General features: G+C 70.3%; 16 protein-coding genes. 4 read left to right on the plus strand and 12 right to left on the minus strand.

The annotated features are described in order from the left end of the window. Nucleotides 1-24: 24 nt before the first annotated feature. Nucleotides 25-1,155: a site-specific integrase gene (locus ABD785_RS00100; RefSeq protein WP_344821004.1), complete on the plus strand. Its 1,131-nt coding sequence runs from the start codon at nt 25-27 to the stop codon at nt 1,153-1,155. 272 nt (nt 1,156-1,427) lie between these two features. Here the strand turns inward: ABD785_RS00100 and ABD785_RS00105 are convergent, their stop codons facing one another. Together ABD785_RS00105 and ABD785_RS00110 are read right to left on the minus strand one after the other, a co-directional pair. Next, on the minus strand, nt 1,428-1,736 hold the full coding sequence (locus ABD785_RS00105; RefSeq protein WP_344821005.1) for a hypothetical protein: 309 nt from the start codon (nt 1,734-1,736) through the stop codon (nt 1,428-1,430). Continuing rightward, nucleotides 1,733-2,221 (minus strand): ATP-binding protein, encoded by a 489-nt coding sequence (locus ABD785_RS00110; RefSeq protein WP_344821006.1) that lies wholly within the window; start codon nt 2,219-2,221, stop codon nt 1,733-1,735. Before ABD785_RS00110 ends, ABD785_RS00105 begins: the two co-directional genes overlap by 4 nt. Nucleotides 2,222-2,426: 205 nt before the next feature. Between ABD785_RS00110 and ABD785_RS00115 the strand changes: the two genes are divergently transcribed. After that, nucleotides 2,427-3,632 carry a helix-turn-helix domain-containing protein gene (locus ABD785_RS00115; RefSeq protein WP_486303537.1) on the plus strand — a complete coding sequence of 402 codons (1,206 nt, stop codon included), beginning with the start codon at nt 2,427-2,429 and terminating at the stop codon, nt 3,630-3,632. Between the two features lie 222 nt (nt 3,633-3,854). On the opposite strand, the gene ABD785_RS00120 is transcribed toward ABD785_RS00115, so the two are convergent. The 4 genes from ABD785_RS00120 to ABD785_RS00135 form a co-directional block, all read right to left on the minus strand. Further along, nucleotides 3,855-4,646 (minus strand): VOC family protein, encoded by a 792-nt coding sequence (locus tag ABD785_RS00120; RefSeq protein WP_344821008.1) that lies wholly within the window; start codon nt 4,644-4,646, stop codon nt 3,855-3,857. Between the two features lie 81 nt (nt 4,647-4,727). Then, a complete protein-coding gene (locus ABD785_RS00125) occupies nt 4,728-5,411 on the minus strand; it encodes a sirohydrochlorin chelatase (protein ID WP_344821010.1) in 684 nt (227 codons plus the stop codon). Further along, the gene (locus ABD785_RS00130) at nt 5,408-6,601 is read right to left on the minus strand and encodes a uroporphyrinogen-III synthase (RefSeq protein WP_344821011.1); all 1,194 of its coding nucleotides are present in this window, start codon (nt 6,599-6,601) and stop codon (nt 5,408-5,410) included. Before ABD785_RS00130 ends, ABD785_RS00125 begins: the two co-directional genes overlap by 4 nt. Nucleotides 6,602-7,075: 474 nt before the next feature. Continuing rightward, nucleotides 7,076-8,434, minus strand: coding sequence for a molybdopterin oxidoreductase family protein (locus tag ABD785_RS00135; protein WP_344821012.1), 1,359 nt, complete (start codon nt 8,432-8,434; stop codon nt 7,076-7,078). Nucleotides 8,435-8,627: 193 nt separating this feature from the next. Here ABD785_RS00135 and ABD785_RS00140 point away from each other — a divergent pair, with 193 nt between their 5' ends. After that, nucleotides 8,628-9,104, plus strand: coding sequence for an NUDIX domain-containing protein (locus tag ABD785_RS00140; protein ID WP_344821013.1), 477 nt, complete (start codon nt 8,628-8,630; stop codon nt 9,102-9,104). Between the two features lie 46 nt (nt 9,105-9,150). Here ABD785_RS00140 and ABD785_RS00145 read toward each other — a convergent pair whose 3' ends face one another. The 3 genes from ABD785_RS00145 to ABD785_RS00155 all read right to left on the minus strand — a co-directional run bounded on the left by ABD785_RS00145 (nt 9,151) and on the right by ABD785_RS00155 (nt 10,673). Further along, the gene (locus ABD785_RS00145; RefSeq protein ID WP_344821015.1) at nt 9,151-9,399 is read right to left on the minus strand and encodes a hypothetical protein; all 249 of its coding nucleotides are present in this window, start codon (nt 9,397-9,399) and stop codon (nt 9,151-9,153) included. Nucleotides 9,400-9,456: 57 nt separating this feature from the next. Continuing rightward, nucleotides 9,457-10,083: a maleylpyruvate isomerase N-terminal domain-containing protein gene (locus tag ABD785_RS00150; RefSeq protein WP_344821016.1), complete on the minus strand. Its 627-nt coding sequence runs from the start codon at nt 10,081-10,083 to the stop codon at nt 9,457-9,459. Nucleotides 10,084-10,283: 200 nt separating this feature from the next. Next, nucleotides 10,284-10,673 (minus strand): plectin, encoded by a 390-nt coding sequence (locus ABD785_RS00155; protein WP_344821017.1) that lies wholly within the window; start codon nt 10,671-10,673, stop codon nt 10,284-10,286. Between the two features lie 119 nt (nt 10,674-10,792). On the opposite strand from ABD785_RS00155, the gene ABD785_RS00160 reads away from it, so the two are divergent. Continuing rightward, complete coding sequence (locus ABD785_RS00160; RefSeq protein WP_344821018.1) at nt 10,793-11,353, plus strand: TetR/AcrR family transcriptional regulator; 561 nt, start codon at nt 10,793-10,795, stop codon at nt 11,351-11,353. Here ABD785_RS00160 and ABD785_RS00165 read toward each other — a convergent pair. The 3 genes from ABD785_RS00165 to ABD785_RS00175 are packed head-to-tail and all read right to left on the minus strand — an operon-like array spanning nt 11,343 to nt 13,752. Continuing rightward, nucleotides 11,343-11,933 carry a LutC/YkgG family protein gene (locus ABD785_RS00165; RefSeq protein WP_344821019.1) on the minus strand — a complete coding sequence of 197 codons (591 nt, stop codon included), beginning with the start codon at nt 11,931-11,933 and terminating at the stop codon, nt 11,343-11,345. The genes ABD785_RS00160 and ABD785_RS00165 overlap by 11 nt on opposite strands. Beyond that, complete coding sequence (locus tag ABD785_RS00170) at nt 11,930-13,060, minus strand: 4Fe-4S dicluster domain-containing protein (RefSeq protein WP_344821020.1); 1,131 nt, start codon at nt 13,058-13,060, stop codon at nt 11,930-11,932. Before ABD785_RS00170 ends, ABD785_RS00165 begins: the two co-directional genes overlap by 4 nt. Beyond that, complete coding sequence (locus ABD785_RS00175; protein ID WP_344821021.1) at nt 13,057-13,752, minus strand: (Fe-S)-binding protein; 696 nt, start codon at nt 13,750-13,752, stop codon at nt 13,057-13,059. The genes ABD785_RS00170 and ABD785_RS00175 overlap by 4 nt, the downstream gene beginning before the upstream one ends. Between the last annotated feature and the right edge of the window lie 75 nt (nt 13,753-13,827).

Consider the following 13,827-nt stretch of genomic DNA (forward strand, 5'->3'; position numbering starts at 1 on the left):
GAGCATGAGCGGAAGGAACGTGTCATGTCGAAGATTACCGTAGGCGCCTATGAGGGGTCGATCTATCGGGAAGGCGCCGGGTGGACCGTCGCCCTGTCGCTGGGCTTCAAGCCGGACGGCACCCGGAACCGGATCAAGCGCAAGGGCCGCACCAGAGCCGAAGCCAAGGACCGGATCAAGCAGGCCGTCGCCGACATGGAAAAGGGCGTCAAGCGCGATCACGGCTACACGGTGGCGCGTGCGGTCAACGACCTGATCGAGACACTGGCGGCTGGCGGGCTGTCGGACGCCTCGATCGTGGGATATCGCTCCTATGCCGCAAACCACATCAGCAAGATAGGCGCGGTGAAGGTCGCTGACCTGACCCCGGACCAGGTCGAGAAATGGCTCATGACGCTTCGCGGAACGATGGCGAGCAGGACTCTGGGAATGATCCACGGCCTTCTCACACGGGCCCTCGACCGTGCCGCCCGATTCGACAAGGTAGACCGCAACGTGAGCCGTCTGGTCGCCACCCCGAAAGGCAAGAGCAAGGGACGTCCGTCCAAGTCGATGACCCTCGATCAGGCCAAGGCCGTTCTCGCGGAAGCGGCCAAGCCTGAGCACCGCTTCGGACCGTATGTGATCCTCGCCATTACGACCGGCCTGCGTACCGAGGAACTGCGTGCGCTCACGTGGGATGACGTGGACCTGACGACGGGCACGGTCTATGTGCTGCGCGCCGACCGCGAGGGAGGCGACACCAAGACCAAGAAGTCCCGGCGTGGTCTGGGTATCGCTCATACGGCCGTCTCAGCGCTCACGGCGCACAAGGCCCGGCAGGCAGGCGAAAAGCTCATCGCTGGCGAAGCATGGAAGAACAACGGTCTGGTGTTCGCCCGCCCGGACGGGAGCGGATACCGGAGCCAGACCGCCGCCTACCACTTCCGGAAAGTGCTGGCCGCCGCAGGCCTCAACGCCGACGAATGGACACCCCGCGAGACACGGCACTGTTTCGTCTCCATCATGAGCGACCAAGAAGTTCCGATCGAGGTCATTGCCGACCTGTGCGGCCACGCCTCTTCCGCTGTCACCAACGAGGTCTACCGCCATCAGCTCAAGCCGGTCCGCCGGGACGCCACAGCCCACATGGACCGCATTTTCGGCGCCGCCTAGCCCCGACCATCCGACAGAGCCGTTCAGCCGCCGAGAGGCAGACTGAACGGCTCGACGCTTTTGGGGAGCCGGTAGGTCCGCCGGGTCGACCCGACCAGGACATAAGACATTCCGCAGGCACCGACCCTCGCGAGGGCATAGTGACCAGGGGCAACGGGAAGGGTAGGGGTAGGGATGCGAGGAGAGCGAAGAACACCCCGTGCGCCACCCTCCAGAACACGCCGAGCCTCAGCGCTCACCGACTCCCGCCGAATCGCGAAGTGTCTAATCGGTCAAGTCCGATCAGACACTTCGCGCTTTCTCAAATCTGGACCTGTTTTAGAGTTTGCTCGCACCGATAGAGCCGGGCGCAGCTCATGCGCCGAAATTCCGTGATCCATCGTCAGTCTCATCAACAATGAGACGTCGTAGGCATTCAGCAGATAGCGACCGTTAACGACCACGTGGCGGATCAAGCCGTCGCGAGCCAGTTCCCTAAGAATCCTCGCGGATACATTGATGCTTTCTGCCGCAGTGCGAGGCGAGTAGATATAGCCGCCCAGGAGCCATTCCTCATCGGCCGCCATCGACTCGGGGTTCACCGCTCTTCCCCAGACGAATTCGCCCTTATCGCATCGATCTCCGCCCAAACGACCTTGCGGCCGTCGGTGGTGTGATAGAAGCCCCATCGCTTGGATAGTGCTTCAACGAGAAACAGGCCCCTCCCGTTCTCCGCGAGTTCTTCGCTCCCGTCTTGCAGTTTTGGCGTATCCAGGTCGGCGTCTTCGACTTCGACGACGAGTGACGGCGTCTTAAGTAGCGCCAGTCGCAGGGTGATTGTCTGGACTGGCTCGTCTCGCGGGCCTACAGCCTCGATAGTTCCGGTAGCTTTGATGGCGTTGCCGCATAGCTCACTGATCACAAACTCGGCCTTTTCGCACGTGTCCGTGCTTAGCTGCCACTTTTTAGCAGTGTGCTTCGCGAACACCCGAGCGAGCTTCGCCGCAGTGCCGACAGCAGCAAGGTCCATTCTGTTCGTGTCGATGGCGCCTGTGGGTTCCCTCACAGCAGCCACCTGCCCGCCCATGCCTTAAGATCTTTCACAGCCCGACTCCTATCGGGTCAGGCCCCGGAACCATCCCCGTGTTAGCGCACAGGGACCGGGGCCGTTCGCTTGGAACTTCCACTCCCATCAAAACCATTGCGCGTATACGCTCGGAAGTGGTGACACGGTGACTGGCTATCGGTCACCACCGAGTCACCAGTCACCACCGGGGAGACAGGCGGAGCGCATGACGACCTTCGGACATGAACTCAGAAGGCTCATGGCTGAGCGAGGCATGTCTCTTCGCGCTCTGGCCCGTGACTCGAACTATGACCATGGCGGTCTGTCCAAGGTCGCGCGTGATCTTCGGCCGCCAACGGTCGAGATGGCCCAGAGACTCGATGCGGTCTTCGGGACAGACGGCACTTTGACGGCACTCGTTGCCGCCCCTCAAAGCACCCAAATGGGGAGATGGCAGACTTCTGCCATGGATGAGGAACTCGAAGCCATCGACATCGCTCGGAGGGTCGGGGCCACTGATTGTGGCGAGTTGACCTTGGGGCACGTAGAGGCGATCTTCGACGACCTAGCCGTGAGCTATCACCGGTCCGACCCTGGCGAACTACTGGTCAGGATCATGACACAGCTCAAGTACATCTCTCGGCTGCTAGATGGCCGAAAGACCTTCAAAGAGCATCGCCGGTTGCTGGTGACTGGCGGTTGGCTCTCCCTGCTAGCAGCCACGTGTCATATCGATCTAGACCGTAAGGGTCCTGCTGCGGCGTTCCTCCGAACGGCGCGCTCTCTCGCTGAGGAAGCGGAGCATGACGAGATCATCGGCTGGTGCCTAGAGACACAGGCTTGGCAGCACCTCACCGAAGGCGACTACGTTCGTGCCGTTGCTCTCTCTCAGGCAGCACAGCACGTAGCCCCGAAAGACTCATCGGCCTACATCCAAGCCTCTGCCCAGGAGGGACGGGCTTGGGCTCGCATGGGCGACCGTGGCCGCACTCGCGCCTTGGTCGACCGGGTGACTGGGCTTGCTGCGGCGCTACCCGCTACCGAACGGCCTGAACACCACTACCGCTACGATCCGGCGAAGTCTGACGCCTACATCGCAACCACACTTGCATGGCTCGGAGATGTAGAAGCAGCACCGATCGCACGCCAGGTACTCGCACGCCTGATCGCTCCCTCTGACGGCACGCCACGACTTCGCCGTGCGGCCTCAGCGCGCCTAGACCTGTCCCTGGCTCTCATCGCGGGGGACGAGCCCGACGAAGCCGCTCACGAGACGATGACGGCCCTTGCGAGCGGTGTACTCGTGCCTAGCAACTACTGGAGAGCACAAGAGGTCATCAGCAAGGTTGAGGCGCGCGGACTGCCAGAGGCCCATGCCCTCAACGAGGCCTACCAAGGCCTACGCCGGTCGGCTCCCCGAGAACTCAGCTAGCCCCGTACGGGGAGCCATTCTGGGGAGCCAACCGCAGCAGACACCTACAAACGAGTCACGACCCGGACAGACTCGCTCAACACAAATCCCCTGGTAGACGCAACGCCTGCCGACACACAGCGACTGGCACAGACCGGCCATCATTGCCTGGCGACTGACGACAAGCCTTCAGGGTGCGTGCCTGGGCGTCGCGCAGTAGGGCAGTTGACTTCGAGACAGGCCCTAGGCGCCCGGAAGAGGGTCCGCGGGCCTGATCAGGGAGAAGTAGGCGCCGTGGGGGTCACCGACCACGGCGAGGCGGCCGAAGGGCGTGTCGCTGGGCGGGACCGACACGGTGCCGCCCAGCCGGGTGACGCGCTCGCAGGCCGCGTCGGTGTCGTCGGCCGCGAAGTACACCATCCAGTGCGGCGGGATCTCGGCGGGCCAGGCCTCGTTCATCTGGACCATGCCCGCGACGCGGCGGCCGTCGAGGGAGAAGGTCGTGTAGGTCGAGGTGCCGCCGGCGAACGGCGCGGTCTCCGCGCTCCAGCCGAAGACCGCGGAGTAGAAGGACCTGGCCGCGTCGATGTCGCGGCAGGCGAGCTCGCTCCAGCAGAAGGTGTCCCGATCACCGGCGAAGGCGGCCCCGGCGAAGCCCTCGGGCTGCCAGAGGCCGAAGACGGCCCCCATCGGGTCGGCGCAGACCGCCGCGGTGCCCCGCCCGGGCACGGGCTGGGGGTCGAGATGGACGTGCCCGCCCTGCTCCAGCACCGCCTTGCAGGCCCCGGCGGTGTCGGCGACGCTCACGTAGCCCGTCCAGACGGGCTGCCGCCCCTCGGCCAGCAGCGGCGTCACCGCGGCGACCTCGTGGCCCTCGGCGCCGCCGAGGGTGAACATCGTGTACCCGCCGGTCGCCGGGTCGGGAGGGGTGCGGGCGTCCCATCCGAACAGCCCCGCGTAGAAGGCCTTGGCCACCTCGACGTCGGGCGTGGCCAGCTCTGCCCAGCAGGGCGTTCCAGGCTGGTGGGAACTCATCTGGGGCATGGTCGGGTCCTCCCTGTGGCCGGTCACCCCCAGCTTAGGGAAGCTCACTGACGGTCCGCCGGGAAACCGGGATCAGGCCACCCTCGCCCCCGCGATCCCCTCGTCGAACCTGCGCAGCACCAGCCGGGCCAGCGCCGGGTGGGCGCCCAGCGGCGGAGCGGTGAAGTCGGCGCCCGCCGCCGCGAGCCTGCCGTGGAAGAACCCGGGCGCCAGCAGGTAGGACGCGATCGCCACGGTCCTGGCCCCCCGCTCCCGCATCTGGGCGACCACGTCCGCGAGCGCCGGTTCGGGGCCGCCCACGAAACCGAACGCCACCGGGCGCCCGATCCTGCGGCCGAGCTGCCGGGCGGCGTGCCTGACGTCGGCGACGCCCTCGGGCGAGGTCGATCCGGCGGCGCCCAGCACGACGGCGTCGGCCTCGACGCCCTCTCCCAGCCGCTCCACCAGCACGGACGTCAGCTCGGCATGGGGCCCGAGCGGCTGGACGACGACCGCGTCGGCCCCCGCCTCGGCCAGCTGCTTGGGGATGTCCACGTGCACGTGGTAGCCGCGGCCGAGCAGCAGCGGCACCACGACCAGCGACGGATATCCCAGCCGCCGCACCTCCTCGCCGATCGACGGCGAGGAGATCTCAGCGTAGGCCTCCCCGACGGCCAGCCACGGCCTCAGCTCCCTGACCAGGCCGAGCAGTTCTCCCGTCGTCCGCGCTCCGGCCGGATTCCTGGTCCCGTGAGCCACCCCGAGAAGGACCGTCATCGCGCCGGTTCTCGATCCCTCGCGGGGTCGCACGCCAGCCGGTAGCCGCGCTTGACGACCGTCTCGACGATCCCGCTCCTGCCGAGACCCCTGCGCAGCCGTGCCACCGCCATCTCGACGGCGTGCTCGTCGGCCTGCGGGCGGCCGTCCCTGATCCAGCCCGAGCCCGCCGCCACGACCCGCGAGGGCAGCACTCCGCACAGCTCGGCCCGGGACACGACATGGCCGGGACGCTTGGCCAGGGCGCGCAGGATCGCCATCGGGGCGGGCGCGATGGGCCGCAGCTGGCCGTCCAGGACGACGGCGTGGCCGCGCAGTTCGAGCGCGTGCCCGCGCACGTGCAGGCGCCGGGCCCTGCGCAGCGGCAGGTCCTCCACGATCGCCCGCACCAGCGCCCCGATCCTGGCCCGCTCGGGCTGGACGGTCGGCACCCCCCGCTCGGTCAGCGAGAAGGCCGTGACGGGTCCGACGCACGCCGCCACGACATGGGTGCGGAGCGCCTCGACGAGGGCGTCCTCGAGCCCGTCCTCGGCCGCGACGGCCAGCGTCGCCGCGACGGCGGGAGAGGAGGTGAAGGTGATCGCGTCGACGGTCCCCGCGACGGCCTGGCCGACCAGGCGCCGCAGCGGTGTCGAGTCGTCGGTCCTCGACCAGCGGTAGACCGGGACCTCGATCACCTCGCAGCCGCGCTCGCGGAGGGCGTCGGTGAACTCCGGCAGCGGCTCACCGTACAGCTGGACCGCGATCCTCATCCCCTCGAGCGGCCGCTCGAGCAGGTACTTCAGCACCTCGTCGCAGCTCTCCGACTCCGGCGACCACTCGTCGTGCAGCCCGGCCGATCGGATCGCTCCACGGGCCTTCGGGCCGCGGGCCAGGACCCTGACCCTGCCGAGCCGGCCGATGAGGTCGTCGCGCAGGCCCCAGCCGTCCGCGGTCTCCAGCCAGGCCCGGAAGCCGATGCCGGTGGTGACCACCACATAGTCGAGCGCCTTGTTGATGCAGTCCTCGGTGGCGTGGAGCAGTTCGGCGTCGTCCTGCAACGGCACCAGCCGGATCGCGGGAGCGTGCACCACACGCGCGCCCCGCCGCTCCAGAAGGGCCGCGAGCTCCTCATGTCTGCGAGCAGCCGTCACCCCGACCGCGAACCCCGCCAGCGGCTCGCTGTTCAGCACACCCGCCTGTTCGGTCACGCCATCACTTCCACTCGGTCTGCCATGGGGAGATACTGGAAACACCGCGTTTCCTGTCGGCGTCCCCTTTGTCACCCCTGTGTTAAAACACGCTCACGTCGAGACATCTTCGTTGTCGTCGCGTGACCATGGGGGCGGAGAATCCGGCGATCGACGCCCCGGACGGCGAAGCCCGCCGTGACGCTGTGTCACGACGGGCTCGCGGAAGACGACGGTAGAGACGCTACCGTTCCCTTCCAGTGGCCGGTTCGATCCCGGGGACCGGGCGGCCGCCGGTGACATCGTCGTCGGCGGGCAAGCCGGCGGCGCCGGTCGCAGGGCGGTTCCGGGAACGCTGGCGGCTCGCGGTCCTGAACCGCACCTTCCCCGTCGCGGGATCGAACCGCGACTCCGCTGGACGCCCGGCGGGGCGGGGCGTCCTCGCGGAGAACCCGCGGTCCAGGGGACCACGGGTCGCTGGTGGAACATGGGTGTTCATGCCGGTTCCACTCTAGCGGCCCTGCCGTGGACGTCGTCGGGCAGGCAGACGGTGTCCTCGCGCAGAACGTCGCTGAAGCGTGCCTCACCGACCCGCGAACCGTGCCGTGAGACCACCCTGACCCGGCCGCCCGATCCCACGTTCAGCCGCCCGGCCAGCACGGGATGCAGCTCGACGGCGGCGCGCGGCAGCCCGGGATCGCTGGTCAGGTGCAGCGGGTACTCGGAGTCGATGTGCTCGTCCGGGCCGCGGTGCTGGACGGGGGCGAACAGCGCCCGGCCGTCTCCGGTCGCGAACCGGTCGAGGAACGGGCGCGCCTCGTCGCCCGCGAGCTCGGCGAACACCTCCGCCGGGGTGCCGCTCCACGCGCCGGGAGCACCGAGGCGCCGGGCCAGTTCCGCGAGGACCCGGAGTTCGGCGGCCTCGTCGGCGACGGGGAGCACGATGTCGGCGCGGAGCGCGGTCTCCGAGAGCACCGAGTCCGCCACCACCAGCAGCTCGAGCTCGCTCAGCCGGGTCTCCAGGGCGGCGGCGCCGGAGGCCGCCCCCACCGGATCGGCGGCGAACAGCAGCAGGCCCCGGGGTCCCCCGTCCGCCCCCAGCATCCGCGGCGACCAGGCCGGCGGACGCTCCCCCGCCACCCGGCCGAAACCCGATCCCGCGACGCCCGGCAGGCCGAGCGCCAGCGCCAGGTTCACGAACGCGGTGACCTGATCGTCGTTCTCGTGGGTCGACAGCATGACGGTCCGTGTCCCGCCGGCCAGCAGCCGCACCGCCTCGCGCAGCGACGCCTCGGGCACCCCGGTGATCCGCTCCACCCGGGCGGTCCAGTAGCCGCGGGCCTGCTCCCGCACCCGGTCGAAGCCCGACGTCCGCTCGGCGATGTACTCCTCGTCCGCGAGGCCGTCCTCCACGACGAGCTGGAGCAGGCCGTTGGCGAGGGCCACGTCGGTGTCGGGGGTCAGCTGGAGATGGAGATCCGCGGCCCGGGCCAGCGGCGTCCTGCGCGGATCGGCGACGATCAGCGCGCCATGGGCGGACTCGAGACCGCCCCGCACGACCGCTCCGGGCTCCCCGCCCGCCACGAAGACCGTCCCGGCCGCGGTGAGGTCCGACAGCGGCCCGGGGAGCCCCCGGTCGAGCCCGAACGCCCGCGACACCGCGGACGGGCGCCGCGGGGCCAGTCCGAGCACGAGGGCGGCGAACTTGGCGTGCTGGTGGTCGAGTTCGGGGGTGGCGGGCGTGCCGGTGAACACCGCCGCCGACTCCCGCAGAGCGCCGAGCCGCCGCGCGACGGCGTCCAGCGCGGTGCCCCATCCCACCCGTTCCAGCGGGGCACCGAGATGCGGGCGCATCAGGGGCTCCGTCACCGGGGGCGGGAAGGCTCCCGACGTGACTCCGGGTGCGACTTTGCGGCCGGCCTCGGACATGTCCCGATCGTGTTCGGGCCCGATTTCGCCGGGCAGCGCCCTTTGTGACCTCGGTGTTAATTGACCCTCACCTCACGCTCGCCTGCGAGGAGAGAAAGGCCCCCTCTAAGGTCGAGGCATGGATCCCGAGTACCTCGCCACGCTGCCCAGGACCCGTGGCGCGGCAGCCGCGCTTCTCCTCGACGAACAGGACCGGATCCTCCTGGTCAAGCCCACCTACAAGGACGGCTGGTCGCTGCCCGGCGGCGTCATCGAACTCGGGGAGTCCCCGCTGGCGGCGTGCGTGCGCGAGTGCGCGGAGGAGCTCGGTCTGGTCCCCCGGCTCAACGGGATCCTCTGCTACGACTGGGCTCCGCCGACGGGCCCGGTCGACGCGACCAACGTGTGGGTGTTCGGCGGGATCGTCACCGCCGACGAGGTCGCCAGGATCGTCCTGCCCCCGGACGAGCTGTCCGCGCACCGGCTGGCCCGCCCGGACGAGCTCGGCGAGCTGCTGCCCCCGCACGTGGCCCGCCGGGTGACCGCCTGCCTGGACGCCGCAGGCCCCCTCTACCTCGAGAACGGCCTGCTTCCGACCTGCACGTCCGAGGCTTAGGTATGGAACGGCCCAGGTATGGAACGGCCCAGGTGTGGAACGGAGCCTAGACGGGCAGCTTGTCGTGCATCGTGTTCGCCCTGGCCGGGTCGGCCATGCGGGCGCAGTGCGCCGAGCAGTACCAGTGCCGGTCGACCTCGGTGCCGTGCCCGATGACGCGGCAGGAGCAGTGCTCGCAGATCGGCGCCAGCTTGGTGATCGCGCACTCGAAGCTGTCGAAGACGTGCACGACGCCCTGCGTGTGCACTTCGAACGCCAGCTCGTAGTCGTTGCTGCAGACTTCACACTTGGCCATGAGATTACCCCCCGGTTAGGCCCTGAGCTGGGCATACCCGGCGGGATCACGGATCAATCAGCGGCGTCTGCGGGCCCGTACGGGCTTGTCCTTGGTCCAGTCCTGCGACCGTCCGGAGGAGCGCAGAACCCGGATCCACGGGTCCGGCTCGACGGCGCCCAGCGGCAGGTGCGGGACGCCCCACGCCCAGGCTCCGATCAGCAGTTCGGGGTCCTCCGGCCGGTACTCCTCGCCGATCGACCGCGCCATGTCCCAGGCGTGCAGATGGAACTCGATGCAGGCGGCGCCGGCGTGGTCGCCGATGGTGAACTTGGTGCCGCGGTAGATCAGATGGGTGCGGTCCCAGGAGTCGGGGATCAGGTCGATGTAGGCGTCGGCCGACACCGTGAACGACATGATCCGCTCACGGCCGGACTCCGGCGGCAGGACGGCCAGCTCGGCGGCGTTCTGCCGGGACTGCTGCCGGATCAGCACGGCCGTCGCGGTGTCCTGGGCGAAGAGCTTGGCGACCCGGCTGTCGGGGGCGTCCTGCAGGTACTCGAGGTAGTTCTCCGCCACGCACCGCAGATGCCCGGCCAGATCGATGGCCTGCCATTCCGTGCAGGGGGTGACCGCTTCCCAGTCCTCGCAACGCGCCGCGAACTGCCGGATGGCCGCGACCCCGGCCCGGTAGGACTCCAGCACGCGGACACGGTCCGGCGGCCTGCGATCCAACTGATTCCCCCAAAATGCCCCGCTGAGCCGGTACCGCTGGCTCAGCCCCCTCGGTGCGTGCGGTGACCCTCCGCGATCGCGCAGGTCAGGTTCTCAGATGTCCGGCCGCTGTGCCACTTGACGGCCCAGCGTGCCGGAAACCCGATGGCCGGGCCTGCTGTCGAGGCGCGTCAGGCCCGGGAGAGCGCGCGGTAGCTCAGCTTGTGCGCCTCTCGGGCCGTCCGCAGACGGTCCAGCTCCTCACTGTACGGGCGAACGGCGGCCTTCGCCCGGGCCTTGCGACGAGCGATCTCGGACGCCCTGCTCACGCCGTAGGTCTTCGATCCCATCGCGACCCGCTCGGCCGCCTCCGCGACGCCGATCGCGGTCCGCATCTTGAGCTCGAGGTCGCCCGCGAGGGTCCGCTGCTCGGCGGCGGTGGCCCCGTCCGCCTGGGCCCGGCGCAGGGCGCCGTCCGCCGCGTCGACCTCGGCGAGGCGGTCCTGGTAGGTGGCCGCCAGTTTCTCGTCGGCGGCGAGCTGCTCGGCGACCTCGGGGCTGGTGCGACGGCCGAATGCCATGGGTGGTTCCCTTCTGCTGCACGTGATCTCGGGGAAGCCTACGCTTCCGGGTGACACACGGCACACCCGACCGGCTCGAATGCGCGCGGGCACCCGCCTTTACCTAGTAAGGTTCGATCATGAACCTGCGGGAGCCCGTCACCCGGGACCGGATCATCGAGGCCGCGCTGCACATCGTCGACGGTCAGGGGCTCGGCCGCCTGACCATGCGCCGGCTGGGAGACGCCCTCCAGGTCGAGGCGATGGCGATCTACCACCATCTGCCCCGCGGCAAGGAGGAGCTGCTGGACGGCCTGGTGGCCTATGTCGCGATCCTGCCCGCCGACACCCGTCCGCTGGGCGGGCCCGGCGGCGACGACTGGCGGGGCCGGCTCCGCACCTGGGCGGCGGCCTACCGGGCCCGGCTGGTCGAGCACGCGGGCGTCCTGCCGCTGCTGGTGACCCGCCGGAACCCGGCCGCGCTGGCCACGACGTCCCGTTCGGTCGGCGAGGTGCTGCGGCTGGCCGGGTTCCTCGAGTCCGCCGCCGTCCCCGCCGCCCACACGCTGCTGAGCTTCCTCATCGGCCACGCCGCCCTCGAGGTCCGCGGGCGTGAGGCGGGCGGGCCCGAGACCGTCGACTGGGACCGGCAGTTCGAGCAGGGCCTGGAGATCGTCCTGGCCGGGTCGCTCATGGTGTGATGAGGGCGGACTCCACCAGGAGGACCTCCAGCGAGGGCCCCGCCGACAGCCAGGTCATCGGCCGGTAGGGATCGAGCCGCCGGAACGCCTCGGGGACCGTCCCGGCGATCTGGTCGGCGTGCACGACGCACAGATGGTGCGCGGCCGTCCGGGTGAGGGCGCGACGGCCCTGTGCCCTGCCTCCGTCCAGGATGAGCGTTCCGGTCAGGGCGATCGCCGCGGCGCAGCCCGTCACCACCCCCTCGACGCCGCCGAGCTGGTCGGCGTCCAGGAGGGGGCCGTCGGCGAGCACCTCGATCCCCTGAAGGTCGGCCAGCCAGCCGTAGGGCAGGTCGCCGGGGACGGCGATCCGCTTGACCTGCCGGGCCCACAGCGTCGCCGCCACGGCCGTGGCCAGCTCGTCGGGGCCGACATGCCGGATCGCGACGCCGTGGTCGGCCACCCGCTCGGTGAACAGCGCCAGCACGTCGGCGCGCGACTCCTCCAGCCGGAGCGCGTACCCGCGCGGCACCTCGACCTCGCTCCCCCGCTCCGTCCCGAGCCCCTCGGTGATCCGCCGCAGGATCTCCGTCCGGCTCACCGGCCCCGCCACCAGGCACGGAACCCCTGGCGGGGCGGCGCGGGCAGGTCACGGGCCTCGGTCCACTTGCCGAACAGGCCGGGCAGGCGCTTGATCGTCCCGTTCCGGGACAGCACCCGGGCCCAGCGGGTGGTCTGGGCGAGCGCCTGCTCGTAGCGGCGGCCCTCGGACATGGTCCAGGCCAGGCTCCGCATCAGCGCCAGCTCCGGGGTCGGGACCGGCCTGCGGCGGCGCGACTCCACCACCCGGGCGCGCAGCATCACCAGCAGGCCCGGCAGGTCGATCCGGACCGGGCAGACATCCGCGCAGGCCCCGCACAGCGTGGAGGCGAACGGCAGCGACGCCCGGTGGGCGGGGCCGATCCCGTGCATGAGCGGGGTCAGGACCGCGCCGATCGGTCCCGGCAGCACTCCCCCGTAGGGTCCGGCGCCGACCCGCTCGTAGACCGGGCAGGCGCTGCTGCACGCCGTGCACCGGATGCAGGTCAGGGCCTCGCGGCCGAGCGGATCACCGAGCGCCCGCGTCCTTCCGTTGTCCAGCAGGACCAGATCGATCCCGGTCCACATCGTCGTCACCGGATTCATCCGGGATCCCCCGGCCGACCGCGGCCAGAGCTGGAGCAGCACCTCCAGATCGCGCCAGCGGGCCACGACCTGCTCGATCCCGGCGACGGCCACCAGGGCGCCCGCCGGGGCGGGATCGGCCAGGACGACGACCGTCCCGGTCTCGGCGACGAGGAAGTCCGCTCCCGTCACCGTGCACGCGGCCTCGGCCGGGTCTCCGCACGGCTCGAGGCCGATCTCGGCCAGGACGGCCCCGGCGAGCACCGCCCGGTCCGGTGCCAGCTCCTCGACGATCCGGCGGGCCGACGCCGCGTTCCCGGCCCAGCGCACCCGGCCGCCCGCCTCGGTGACCGCCGCCTCGAGGCCCGTCAGGAGCGCGTCGAGGTCGAGCAGGGCCCGCCGGCGGATCGCGCTTCCCGCGTCCCGCAGGGCCTCCCAGTCGGGCAGCTCGGCGACGGCGTCCGCCCGCCGGTCCCGCGCCGAGGCCGTCGCCAGCCGCAGGGCGCGCCGCATCCCGGTGTCGCGCAGGGCCTCCCCTGCGGCGACCGCGAACTTCTCGGTCACGAGCCCGCCCCCGCAAGGATCTCCGCCAGATGGACGGTCCGCACGCCCGACCGCAGCCGCGACAGCGCCCCGCCGATATGGGTCAGGCAGGACGTGTCGACGGCGCAGACGACGTCCGCTCCCGTGTCGCGCAGATGCCGCACCTTGTCGGCGACCATCGCCACCGACACGTCGGCGTTCTTCACCGCGAAGGTCCCGCCGAAGCCGCAGCACTCCTCGGCCCGGTCGAGATCGGCGAGCTCCATCCCGCGCACCTCGCGCAGCAGCCGCAGCGGCCGGTCGCCGAGCCCGAGCGCCCGCAGCGAATGGCAGGTCGGCTGGTAGGCGACCCGGTGCGGGAACACGGCCCCCACGTCCGTCACGCCCAGGACGTCGGTCAGGAACTCCGTGAACTCGTGCACCGGCGGCGGATCACCCCCGACGAGCCGCGGATAGGCGTTCCGGACGGTCGCCGCGCAGGACGCCGACGGCGTCACGATCGCGTCGTGTCCCGCGAACACCTCGCAGAACCGGCGGGCCAGCCCCTCGGCCTCCCGGTGGTACCCGGTGGTCCAGTGCATCTGCCCGCAGCAGGTCTGCGCGGGTTCGAACACCACCTCGTGCCCGAGCCGTTCGAGAACCGCGACGACCGATCTTCCGGTGCGCGGGAACAGCGCGTCGTTCACACACGAGACGAACAAAGCAACACGCATGCGGGCCCCTCCCCATGGGGAACCTCGTCATCGTAGGCCCGGGGAGGGTCTGTCCCGGGGGGAACGATCTCATCT

The organism is Actinocorallia longicatena (genome assembly GCF_039534125.1).
Lineage (GTDB): Bacteria > Actinomycetota > Actinomycetes > Streptosporangiales > Streptosporangiaceae > Actinocorallia > Actinocorallia longicatena.

What these genes read in the sequence shown, in the direction of transcription:
- ABD785_RS00140 (WP_344821013.1), top strand. Translation starts at nt 8,628, where the DNA reads ATGGATCCCGAGTACCTCGCCACGCTGCCCAGGACCCGTGGCGCGGCA.
- ABD785_RS00100 (WP_344821004.1), top strand. Translation starts at nt 25, where the DNA reads ATGTCGAAGATTACCGTAGGCGCCTATGAGGGGTCGATCTATCGGGAA.
- ABD785_RS00115 (WP_486303537.1), top strand. Translation starts at nt 2,427, where the DNA reads ATGACGACCTTCGGACATGAACTCAGAAGGCTCATGGCTGAGCGAGGC.
- ABD785_RS00175 (WP_344821021.1), bottom strand. Translation starts at nt 13,752, where the DNA reads ATGCGTGTTGCTTTGTTCGTCTCGTGTGTGAACGACGCGCTGTTCCCG.
- ABD785_RS00125 (WP_344821010.1), bottom strand. Translation starts at nt 5,411, where the DNA reads ATGACGGTCCTTCTCGGGGTGGCTCACGGGACCAGGAATCCGGCCGGA.
- ABD785_RS00110 (WP_344821006.1), bottom strand. Translation starts at nt 2,221, where the DNA reads ATGGGCGGGCAGGTGGCTGCTGTGAGGGAACCCACAGGCGCCATCGAC.
- ABD785_RS00160 (WP_344821018.1), top strand. Translation starts at nt 10,793, where the DNA reads ATGAACCTGCGGGAGCCCGTCACCCGGGACCGGATCATCGAGGCCGCG.
- ABD785_RS00120 (WP_344821008.1), bottom strand. Translation starts at nt 4,646, where the DNA reads ATGAGTTCCCACCAGCCTGGAACGCCCTGCTGGGCAGAGCTGGCCACG.
- ABD785_RS00135 (WP_344821012.1), bottom strand. Translation starts at nt 8,434, where the DNA reads ATGCGCCCGCATCTCGGTGCCCCGCTGGAACGGGTGGGATGGGGCACC.
- ABD785_RS00155 (WP_344821017.1), bottom strand. Translation starts at nt 10,673, where the DNA reads ATGGCATTCGGCCGTCGCACCAGCCCCGAGGTCGCCGAGCAGCTCGCC.
- ABD785_RS00145 (WP_344821015.1), bottom strand. Translation starts at nt 9,399, where the DNA reads ATGGCCAAGTGTGAAGTCTGCAGCAACGACTACGAGCTGGCGTTCGAA.